This is a genomic window from Streptomyces sp. CY-1, from assembly GCF_047218265.1.
In the GTDB taxonomy this organism is placed as follows: domain Bacteria; phylum Actinomycetota; class Actinomycetes; order Streptomycetales; family Streptomycetaceae; genus Streptomyces; species Streptomyces niphimycinicus.
The window spans coordinates 4,778,922-4,789,462 of sequence record NZ_CP178393.1; the positions used below are offsets into that span (position 1 = coordinate 4,778,922).

General features: G+C 67.8%; 11 protein-coding genes. 9 read left to right on the forward strand and 2 right to left on the reverse strand.

Annotation, left to right across the window (positions count from 1 at the left end; genetic code table 11):
- Positions 1 to 2: 2 nt before the first annotated feature.
- The 4 genes from ACK1X7_RS20315 (at position 3) to ACK1X7_RS20330 (ending at position 3,402) form a co-directional block, all read left to right on the forward strand.
- Positions 3 to 1,796, forward strand: a complete 1,794-nt coding sequence (locus ACK1X7_RS20315; protein ID WP_413115459.1) for a type IV secretory system conjugative DNA transfer family protein — start codon at positions 3 to 5, stop codon at positions 1,794 to 1,796.
- A 258-nt stretch (positions 1,797 to 2,054) separates the two neighbouring features.
- Positions 2,055 to 2,444, forward strand: coding sequence for a hypothetical protein (locus ACK1X7_RS20320; RefSeq protein ID WP_413115460.1), 390 nt, complete (start codon positions 2,055 to 2,057; stop codon positions 2,442 to 2,444).
- Between the two features lie 26 nt (positions 2,445 to 2,470).
- The gene (locus tag ACK1X7_RS20325) at positions 2,471 to 2,677 is read left to right on the forward strand and encodes a hypothetical protein (RefSeq protein ID WP_413115461.1); all 207 of its coding nucleotides are present in this window, start codon (positions 2,471 to 2,473) and stop codon (positions 2,675 to 2,677) included.
- The gene (locus tag ACK1X7_RS20330; protein ID WP_413115462.1) at positions 2,674 to 3,402 is read left to right on the forward strand and encodes a DUF317 domain-containing protein; all 729 of its coding nucleotides are present in this window, start codon (positions 2,674 to 2,676) and stop codon (positions 3,400 to 3,402) included. Before ACK1X7_RS20325 ends, ACK1X7_RS20330 begins: the two co-directional genes overlap by 4 nt.
- Before the next feature lie 24 nt (positions 3,403 to 3,426).
- Here ACK1X7_RS20330 and ACK1X7_RS20335 read toward each other — a convergent pair whose 3' ends face one another.
- Positions 3,427 to 3,981, reverse strand: a complete 555-nt coding sequence (locus ACK1X7_RS20335; protein ID WP_413115463.1) for a hypothetical protein — start codon at positions 3,979 to 3,981, stop codon at positions 3,427 to 3,429.
- 955 nt (positions 3,982 to 4,936) lie between these two features.
- Between ACK1X7_RS20335 and ACK1X7_RS20340 the strand changes: the two genes are divergently transcribed.
- From ACK1X7_RS20340 to ACK1X7_RS20355, 4 genes are all read left to right on the forward strand, one after another.
- Positions 4,937 to 5,812, forward strand: coding sequence for a hypothetical protein (locus tag ACK1X7_RS20340; protein WP_413115464.1), 876 nt, complete (start codon positions 4,937 to 4,939; stop codon positions 5,810 to 5,812).
- Complete coding sequence (locus ACK1X7_RS20345; protein ID WP_413115465.1) at positions 5,752 to 7,074, forward strand: DNA cytosine methyltransferase; 1,323 nt, start codon at positions 5,752 to 5,754, stop codon at positions 7,072 to 7,074. Before ACK1X7_RS20340 ends, ACK1X7_RS20345 begins: the two co-directional genes overlap by 61 nt.
- A complete protein-coding gene (locus ACK1X7_RS20350) occupies positions 7,074 to 8,189 on the forward strand; it encodes a DnaB-like helicase N-terminal domain-containing protein (RefSeq protein WP_413115466.1) in 1,116 nt (371 codons plus the stop codon). Before ACK1X7_RS20345 ends, ACK1X7_RS20350 begins: the two co-directional genes overlap by 1 nt.
- A 343-nt stretch (positions 8,190 to 8,532) precedes the next feature.
- A complete protein-coding gene (locus ACK1X7_RS20355) occupies positions 8,533 to 9,030 on the forward strand; it encodes a hypothetical protein (protein WP_413116977.1) in 498 nt (165 codons plus the stop codon).
- Here the strand turns inward: ACK1X7_RS20355 and ACK1X7_RS20360 are convergent.
- On the reverse strand, positions 8,924 to 9,523 hold the full coding sequence (locus tag ACK1X7_RS20360) for an SLOG family protein (RefSeq protein WP_413115467.1): 600 nt from the start codon (positions 9,521 to 9,523) through the stop codon (positions 8,924 to 8,926). The two genes, ACK1X7_RS20355 and ACK1X7_RS20360, sit on opposite strands and share 107 nt — an antisense overlap.
- Positions 9,524 to 9,780: 257 nt before the next feature.
- Here ACK1X7_RS20360 and ACK1X7_RS20365 point away from each other — a divergent pair, with 257 nt between their 5' ends.
- Entirely contained in the window at positions 9,781 to 10,521 is a 741-nt protein-coding gene (locus ACK1X7_RS20365; RefSeq protein WP_413115468.1) for a zinc finger domain-containing protein, read from the forward strand.
- Positions 10,522 to 10,541 lie beyond the last annotated feature (20 nt).

A 10,541-nucleotide genomic window follows, 5' to 3' on the forward strand; every position in this document is an offset into this window, starting at 1 on the left:
CCGTGCCCCCTTCCTCCTCCAACAGCAACACCGACGGGTACGACCTCGTCCTGCGCCTCCTGATCGGCGTGCTCGCCGTCGTCGTCCCCCTGTCCCATCTCGCCTGGCTGTCCGGCAACATCGCCGCATACCTCACCGGCGCCGACTGGGCCCCCTACCAGCCGACCAACGCCCTGCTCCGCCCCGAGCAGGTCTGGCCCGGCGCAGGGGAAACGTCCCTGCTGATCGGCGCACGCATCGTCCCCGTCACCGTCCTCCTCGTGCTGGGCACTGCGGTCGGCCTCCTGTGGGCCCAGCACAAGAACAGCAGCGGCGGCGGCCGGAAGAAGATCGCCGGGATGGCCAAAGCCCGAGACATCGAGCCGCTGATGGCCAAGGCGATCACTGACAAAGCCCGGTCCCTGCGCCCGAGTCTGAAGACCGCCAAACACATCGACGCGAAGGACACCGGCATCCTCCTTGGCAACCTGCAGGGGACGAAGCACGAGGTCCGCATGGGCTACGAGGACGTCGCCGTCGCGATCATGGCGCCGCGGTCCGGCAAAACCACGGCGCTGGCGATTCCCTCGATCCTCAACGCACCCGGCCCGGTCCTGCTGACCTCGAACAAAGCGGCGGGCGACGCGTACACCGCAACACTCGACGCCCGGGCCCAGGCCGGCCAGACGTGGTCGATGGATCCGCAGCAGATCGCCCACGCCGAGCGCACCATGTGGTGGAATCCCTTGGCGGACGCCAAAACCCTCGACGGTGCCACCCGGCTCGCCGGCCACTTCCTCGCCGCGTCCGTGGACGCCTCCCAGCAGGGCGACTTCTGGTCCAAGGCCGGATCCAACGTCCTCTCCCAACTCTTCCTCGCCGCTGCCCTGGACGACCGCCCGATCACCGATGTGACGGCCTGGCTCGCCGCCCCCGCTGACCGAACCCCGCTGGACATCCTGCGTGACCACGGTTTCACCGCGGTCGCAGCCCAGCTCAAAGGAACCGTCGAGGGCCCGCCGGAGACACGGGATGGAATCTACGAGACGGCCCGCCAGTACGCCGCGGCACTGCTGAACTCCCAGATCGCCGCCTGGGTCACCCCGCAAGCGGACGCCCCGGAATTCAAGCCGTCCGAGTTCGTGGGCAGCACCGACACGCTCTACCTGCTGTCGAAGGACGGAGGCGGCGGCGCCTCGGCGCTGATCGCCGCGTGCGCGGACTCCGTCATGCGTGCCGCGACTGCCCGCGCCGAGCGCGCCGGGGGACGCCTCGACCCGCCGATGCTTGCGGTCCTCGATGAGGCTGCCAACGTCTGCAAGATCAGTGACCTGCCGGATCTGTATTCCCACCTCGGCAGCCGCGGGATCATTCCGATCACCATCCTGCAGTCATACCGGCAGGGACAGAAGGTCTGGGGGGACGCGGGCATGGATGCCATGTGGTCTGCCTCGACGGTGAAGGTCATCGGCTCCGGCATCGATGATCCGGACTTCGCCGACAAGCTGTCCCGGCTGATCGGCGACCACGACGTCGAGACCACCTCCACCTCCCACTCCGAGTCCGGCAAGTCCACCTCCGTCTCGATGCGCCAGGAGCGGATCCTGCCCGCCGACGCCATCCGCGCCCTGCCCAAGGGCACGGCCCTGTGCTTCGCCACCGGCATGCGCGCCGCCATGCTCGACCTGCGCCCGTGGTACCTGGAGCCCGGAGCAGAGGAGCTGTCCGCAGCGTCCGCCCACGCGTCAAAGGCCATCACCGTCCGCGCCGTCGCCAAGTCCGCGCCCCAGCAGAGCGACTACGGCACAGCCGCATAACGGGGCTCGGCCTCGGTACCCGTTCACCGACCTGAATCACGCGGAGCACCATGGCCCTCACCGACCACAACGACGTCTTCATCGGGTCGGCCGGCGACGGGCACACGTTCGTCGTCCTCAACCAGCCCCTCCACAACGCCGCCCGCTATCTGACCGCTGTTCATCGCTCGCGAGCACCAGGGCCGCACCCTCTACCTCCTGCCGCCCGAAGCCACCCAAGACGCACACGAGCGCGCTGGCATCGCCGTCTACGGGCTGATGGCCCACACGCTGGATCTCGTCGACCTTGCCTGGACCACCCGTCAGCACGGCGCGGGCGCGCGAAGCGAACGGCCTGAGGTGTCCATCCGCTTCGCTGACGGCACCGTCACCGCGACCACCACCACCGACAGCGTGCACGCCATCCTCCTCCAGTACGGCTTCACGCCCGCGGGAGCCGAAGGACAGTACGAGCTGCCACCCGGGTCAGACGAACACGACGCACTGGGCGCCGTCGTCCGCGCCGAGGCCCACCTCTACACCGCTGGTCTCAGCGTGCGCATCGACCTCGGTCTGGCCACCGTGCAGGACATCCCGCCAGCCCGGCCCCGCCCCGGTGCCGCACCCACACCGCCGTCCGCCGCTCAGGCCAAGCGGCGCAGCCACTGACCACCGTCCATCCCGCCCGGAGCACCATGCGCCAGATCGACCTGCAAGCCGAGATCGTCCCACTGCGCGACCTCGGCAGCGAGCTCGGGGACCTGTGCAATGCAGTCCGCTCGCCCGCCCCTGCACCCGGCACCGAAGTCCGGCATCAGCTCACCTCAAAGATCCTGGCCGCGAACAAGCTGGTGAGACACGCTCCCGCTGCGGCGCCGCCGGCCACGGGGCGCGCGCGGTGACCGGCTTCGCCCCGACGGACCGCGTCCTTGTCTCCCCGCGTCATCTGGCCAGCAGCGGGCTGGACCGGCTCGGTGATGCCCTCGGCCCACTGATCCACCTCTTCGGCTGGCCCTCACAGCACGACGCCGCGACCGGGCACGTAGCCATCGACAGTCTTGACGGCAGTCTGTTCCTCGACTTCAACCCCAGCCATCCGCGTGGCAGATGGTGGACGATCGCTCACCACGAGCCGTACTGGGAGGCGCGGTTCAGTCGGCAGACCCCGATCGAGGCCATCGCCGCTGTCACGCAGTCCCTGCCCCAGCTGATCGGCGACCGCCGCCACGCCGACCGGATCCCGCTCACGACCAGCGCCCCCGCCCTGATCGCCGAGTTGAACCACTGGCAGCCGGCCGACGACGGCACGCTCACCTCACCGGATGGCCACTGCCGCCTGCAGCACATCCCTGGACACGAGACCTCTTGGCGATTCGAGCACTCCGTCTTCGACGGGATCGACACCCAGTGGCAGGCGACCTTCACACAGGACACCCCCGAACAGCTCGTCACTCAGTTCTTCGCCCACCTTGCGACGACCGCGCCCGTGGAGCGGGCCTTCCGCGACGTCCCCTACCTCGTGCAGGAGCTGGACGACGCGCTCATCACACCCGTCCGCGGCGCCGCCATGAATCCGCATGTCCACCACGCCGCCGTCCAGCTCGGCCGCGCCGCGCGCCGCCGCTGACACCTGCCCCGGCCCCGGTCGTGTTCACGGCCCCAGAACGAGACCCAGAAGATCGAGTGCACGTCGGACCTTGCGGTTCCAGATGATCGCCAGGATGAGTAGACATGAGCAGAGCATGACGATTGGCTCGGCGCTATCCGGCAGGCCAAGCTTGGCGATGCCGGTGACAGCACCGGCCACGAGAATGGCGGCGACCGCGATGCGGATCCACTCGCGGTCAGGTGCTGGCCGGACGTCTTCGAGCTGGGCCTCATCCAGCAAGGCTCCCACTCGGGCTTCGCAATACCGCTCGGCGATCGTAAGGAGCATGTCCGCCATATGCCTCAACGCGGCGTCGGGTTCCGAGTCGAGGCGGGCTTCCGCCTTGCGCAGTGCGGCCGTTACCTGCCTTGCGTGGAGATCAAGGGCTTTTCGGCGTTGAGACCATCGAGGCACGCTGCTTCGCTGACGGTGCGCCGTTCTCAGTCCTCGCATGACGGGTCCCAGCTGCTTGGACACCTTCCGGAGCGCTACAGCTCGCATCTCGCCACCGGCTGCCCGTGCCTCGGCGCAAGCGGATATGGCGTCAGCGATCTCCATCACGAGTGCGTATCTGCGTGCGGCACGCAGCCACGCCACACCAGAGCGACCTCCCCAGGGGCTTCTGCGCTCCCCTTCCAGCACATTGGATGCCACCAACGAAACGAGAGCCAGACAAAACACGAGTCCGAGGGGGATTTCGAGATAGGCAAGAACCCACGCCGCACCGTTATACGCCTGGCCGTACGACTCCGACGGATCTGAAGCAAACGACGGCGATAGGTACCATCGGTGCGCTGCCTGCGGCGTTCTCACTCCCCCCTTTGCCCATGACCCGATAAATAGCGCAATACCGAGCACCGCGACGAAGCTGGAGTAGAGCAACCACGACCGCAAGTGCGTACGACGCCTGATCGCCACGCGTACACGCCCTGGAACCCGCCGACTGACACCTAGCCGACGCAAGTCGCGGGTGAGCCGGTCGATACGCCGGCTGTCGTTCATGACCGTCACGACGCCGCATCTTGCCACGAGCGGCAGCACAGCGAGCGCCAACTTCGAGCGCCAGGCAGCCGGTTGGCCTTGAGCATCTGTCCACCACAAAGAGGTTTCCGCTACCCGGAAGGGATACCCGGTAGCGCGGGGCGGGGCAGGACAGGCGGTTGCTACCAGTCTCGTCGTCACGCGACAGCGGACCGATGCCCAGACCCGGGGCTATCGGAATCATCTGATGCTCCAGATGCCGCGGACAGCTCCGTCGGACCGCTCGCAACTCCTCGGCTTCGGTCCGCCGCTGGGCGACGAGCCAGCCTGATGCCGTAGTGCTGCTGGATCCAGTAACAGGTTCGAAGCCCCATCGCAAGCCCTCAACGGCTGCCAGAGCTCAGACCCATCGCCCCCAATAGCGCGGGGCATTCACAGACCCGAGTGACCATTAATGCCAGATTCCATTTACAAGAGCCGAATGCAACAGCCCCGAATAGGTGACAGAGGTGCAGGAATTCAATCTAGCGCCATGCTCGCACTGTCAGCCGAAGGAGTCCTCCCTAAAGTCGACTACGCTATTTTTGCCGACACGGGATGGGAACCGAAAGCCGTTTACGCTCACCTCGACCGTCTGGAAAGGGAGATTGCAGAACCGGCAGGCATACCCGTCCTGCGTGTCTCCTCCGGAAACATTCGAGTGGACGCGCTCAACCCTGATCATCGGTTCGCCTCTATGCCCCTCCATATCCTGAACAAGGACGGCAAAACAGGGATGACCCGACGGCAGTGCACCGGCGAATACAAAATCAAACTGATCAAGAAGAAGGTTCGGGAACTTCTCGGATACCCCTATCCGGCACGCATCCCGAAGGGCGTGTTCGTCGAACAGTGGGTGGGCATCTCCACCGATGAGTTCCACCGGGCCAAAGACGCTGACGTCAAGTACATGGACGAGCGGCATCCGCTCATCGAGATGGGATGGTCTCGGGCTGACTGCGTCCGCTACCTGACCACGCTCGGACTGGCCGACACCCCGAAATCAAGCTGTCTCGGATGCCCATTCCACGGAAACGCGCAGTGGAGACACATCAGAGACACCTCACCGGAGGAATGGACGAATGTCGTCACGTTCGACAAGGCCATCCGGAAGGGAAACGCCCGCGCCAACGCGACCGGGAATCGACTCCTGGGCGAAGCATTCCTCCACCGCTCCCGCCTTCCCCTCGATGAAGCCCCTATCGATCACGTCACCGCCTCCGAATGGGCCGCCCGGCAGCAGGAAATCAACGCCCCCGAACCAGCACTGGAGCAATGGGAACAGGGTGTGGTCGACGGCTGTTCCTCATGGGCCTGCCGCAGCGAGGCACCGGAGCTGACGCGGGACGACTTCGGGCTGGCCTCTTGATCCTGGACCTTTTCGCGGGTCCGGGCGGGTGGAGCCACGCACTGACCGTCCTGGGCATGGGGGACGTCGGTCTGGAGTGGGACGAATGGGCCTGCAAGACTCGCGCCGCCGCCGGGCAGTTGACCATCCAGACCGACGTGGCGCTGTATCCGACCTGGCCGTGGGTCGGCCGGACACGAGGACTGATCGCGAGTCCGCCGTGTCAGGCATGGTCGATGGCCGGCAAGCGCCTCGGCCTGGTGGACCAGCCGCTCGTGCACCAGGCGGTCGACGACCTCGCCGCCGGACGCGACACCCGCGAACAGCTCCTCTCCTCCTGCCAGGACAAACGCTCTCTGCTGGCCGCCGAACCCATGCGCTACCTCCACGCCCTGCACACGGCCGGCGAGCCGGAGTGGGTCGCCATGGAAGAGGTACCGGACGTCCTGCCCCTGTGGAAGCACTACACGGCGGTACTGCGCCGCTGGGGCTTTTCCGCATGGACCGGCATCCTCAACGCCGCCGACTACGGGGTACCACAGACCAGGAGACGGGCGATCCTGATCGCCTCCCGCTTCCGGACCGCCGGACCTCCTGCGCCGACCCACGCCCGAGTCCCCGAGCCCGAGAGCCTGTTCGGGCCTGGCCGCGCCCGCTGGACCAGCATGGCCGACGCCCTGGGCTGGGGCGCCACCGACCGGCCCGTCCCCACCGTCTGCGCCGGCGGCGGACCAGGAGGCGGCCCTGAACCCTTCCCCTCCGGCTCCCGCAAGGCCCTGTCCAACGCCCGTGACCGCGGCACCTGGACACCGCGCCCGGACGGGACCGCACCGCAGCCCCGCCGGGAAGAAACCGCCTGGGCCACCCGCCGCGCACCCCGGGACCACCGGCCCGCCAAGGCGCCCCCCTTCACGGCCGAGGCGCACCGCTGGGTCTGGTCCCTGCGGAGCAACAACCAGGCCAACGCCACGGTCCGGCCGCTCTCCGAGCCTGCGGGGACGCTGTTTTTCGGGCATCGCGCGAACGAATGCACCTGGGTCGCCGAACCCGACGCCGCGCGGCCAGAGGGCGCGGAGTCTCCATCTGTGCCGGAGCCGATCCGGATCACCGCCCGCGAGGCGGGGGTGCTGCAGACCTTCCCCGCCAACTACCCGTGGGCCGGCAACAAGGGCCAGCAGTTCTCCCAGATCGGCAACGCCGTCCCTCCGTTGCTGGCGGCCCACCTCCTCGCCCCGCACCTGCGCGTTCCCCTCAACCCGGACGACTTCACCCTGGCCGCCTGATGCACCGCACTCCCGATCCCGACGAGGACGACCTCAACACGATTCCGTCGCCGCAGCCGGAGTTCTACATCGAGCAGGCTCTCCTCGGCGCCCTCCTCCTCGAACCACAGCAGCTAGACAACGTGACCGGCATCGACCCTGACGCGTTCTCCACCGCCGCACACACCGCCCTGTTCGACGCAATCCGCTCCCTGCCAGCCCCCGACCCGGCCCAGCACGCCAAGAACACCACGTGGCTCAACACGGTGCTCACCACCGCCTGCAAGCAAACCCGCGGCCTGACCGCCTCCTACCTGCACGGCCTGATCCAGGTCTGCCCATGGCCCCGGCACGCGCCCGCGTACGCCCGGATGATCGAGGCAGAGCACGCACGCCGCCTCCTGCGCGCCGCCGCCCAGCGCCTCGCACAGACCGCGCGGGACACCTCGCTCGCACACCCCGCGCCCACCACCCTCGCCGAAGCCGACGCCCTCGCCGCCGTCGTGGGCGACATCGCCGCGAAGTTTCCTCAGCACTCCATCCCGCTGCCCCGCACGCCCTCACCGCCAGCGACCGCCCTTGACGATGAGGAAGCGGTCGACGAAGAGCGGCTACTGCTCGCGACCGCGACCGCACACCCCGGCGACATCGAGCAGATGCGATGGCTGGCCCCCGACGACTTCACCCGCCCCCTGCACTCCGGGCTCTGGCAGTGCCTGACCGCCCTGGCCCGGCGCCACTCCCCCGTCGACCCGGTGACAGTCCTGTGGGAAGCCCAGCATCGCGGCCTCCTCGCCTCCGGTGCCCAACCGACCGAGCTGCTCGATCTCCTCGGAGCACCGGTCGGTTCCCCGGAGCACTGGGCCGAGCGCATACTCCAGCGCTCCCTCCTCGCCACCGCCCACCACGTCGGCCGGCGCATCGAGGCGTTTACCGACGACCCGACCACCACCCCGTACCAGCTCGTCGTCGGCAGCCGCCGCGCACTCGCCGACCTGTCCGCCGCACGCACCCGCTGGCACCACGCCACCTCACCGACACTGACGACCAGACCCACGGCGACCAAGGCAACGAAGCCGCCTCGGGCCGGCCCGCCCCGGACCACAGCCCCACCCATCACCCGCCTCTCCCGCTGACCCCCGAACCCACCGATGACCGAGCCTTCATGGTCCGGCCACCGGCAGCAGAGAGCACCCCTTCGTGACGATGCCCTCCATCGACGCACACGTCCGCCCCGACACCCACCCCCGGCAACTCCAGCGCCGTGACCGCCACCCTCACCGGCACCCGGCACGATCTGGCCCGCGGCCTCCTGACCGCCCACGGTTTCGAAGCCCTCAACGACCACACTCTGGTCATGGCCCGCATCGACCGCGAGGAGCCCTACTGGGCCGAGAAGGCCGCCCACACCCTGACCAGCGAGGGGATCACCATCGAGATCACCGACCGACTCCGCGAGGCGATCGACGAAGATTGGGAGTGGCCAACTACCCCATGCCCTGGTGCACCCGCCGGGAAGTCCGTGAGGTCTCAGGCGAGGCCCAAAAGCTGTACGACGACATCCGCCGCGGGCGGCTCCTCATCCACGCCCACGCCGAGGACAGCCACACCACCGTCGCCGTCGGCACTTATCTCGACAGCCGCAAAAGCGTCTACCTCCATGGGCAAAACCACCTGCGCCAAGTCGCCGACATCTTCGACTCACCGGCCCAGGCCCTGGCATCCTTCGAACGGCTCCATGGCGCCACCATGCGCCCCGGACCCGCGCCGACGACCGACACCGAGCGCGAGGCCGCCGAAGCCTGCACATCCCTCGGCACACCACCCGGCGAACCCGAATCTCCCACACCGTACCGAAAATCGTGCCTGCCTACGCCGCCGCCCCAGGCGACCACGACGCCATCCTCGACCTATTCCTCGCCGCAAACGACGACTGGGAGAAGTGGCGGACCTTCCCTGTTGCATTCAACATGTTGAAGGAAGCAGGAGGGAGGCACTGTGACTGGCTGGCGCGTCTCCTGGGTGCCGAGGGCCCGTGCTGTCGATGCCGCGCGGGTTGCCCGCTCTGTGCCGGGGCTGAGCCCGGATCAGCACTGTGCAGTGCCAGCGGCGGCCTCCGACGACAGCGATGCCGGTTCAGGCTGAAGCCCTGCCGCTCACACCAGGCATGCGCTGCGGTATCAGCCCCAGTCGCGGCACCCTCGATCACGACCAGGTCCTCACTATGACGGGCCAGCAGGCGGTCCCGCACAGTCTCGGCCGTCTCCGTCCACGCCCATCGGAGGCTCCCGCACACCAGCACCCGCGGCTCATCCAGCACCAGCGTCATCACCGCGCCTCGATTCGGGTGTCTGTTGCCAATGAAATGCGCTGGGCGCTTTCTCTTGGCCTGCGAGACCCAGAATCGTTCGAAGAGAGGCTCTGCGGCTGCTGGGCTAACACGGGCCCTGTCCGCTGCACTTCGGAACATCGAGGGTGCAGTCGTCAGCGTTCGGGCGTCTCCTGACCGGGATGGGCCGGGGCATTCCGCGTCAAGGCGAGCAGGCTGGCCTGCTCCAGCAGCCGAGTCGGCCCATCGGTCTGCTTGACACGCCCGCCTTCCATCGGTTCGACGAGAATTGCGGCTAAGATGCGCTTGCAGCGCTCAGGCGCTGATCTTTTGCAGCGTGGGCGGTGTCGGCGTGTACATCGCGTCGGCATCGCCGCGTTGCGGTACAAATCGCCTCCATGTCGAGGACCATCCCCACTCCACCCAAGCCGGCACGCGTGATCGCACGCAGGCGCAATGGTGCCGCTCGGCGCGTCGAGATCTCCGCCCAAGAGGTTGAGGAAGCCTTCCGGCTCCTGCAGTACGTGCCCATTCCTGAGGCCCGTCAGCTACGGGACAAGTTGGAGGCTGTTCTCCGGCCCGTATGCCACTGGGCGTCGTCGCGCACGGGGCGCTACTCCAACCACCCGACATGGGGACCGTGCGGGGTGTTCGTCAGCGCGGCGAACCAGCGTTGCGTTGAGCACCAGTGGCCGCTGCCCGATGGTGTACAGGATCCCTTCCCGGAGCGGTGCACCGTGACGTTGGACGAGGAACTCGAGGACTCCCGGTGGGTGGAGTACTCCGGCGGGCTGCGCTGCCCGTTCAAGCGGCGCAGGGGAAGCGAACGGTGCGCACATCACGATCCGCGCGATGGTGAACTGTGCGGCTACCCCGTAGACGGCGGCACCACCTGTACGACTGCCGAGGGAGTCTTCGCGTGCCACACCCACCGGCATGCGCGACTCACGGGCCTCAAGAGCGAACTCGAACAGCTGCCGTTGACTCTGAGATGCGGCTACTGCGATGCCGCCTTGGGCGAGAGCTGCACGAACAGGAACGGCCAAGCGGTCGCATTCCACAAGAAGCGCGTCAACGCCGTCCAGAGCTCACCGGAGCACCAAGAACTGTCCGACACGATCGAGTGGCTGCGCCTATGAGCGGTTCAGCGGCGTCTTTT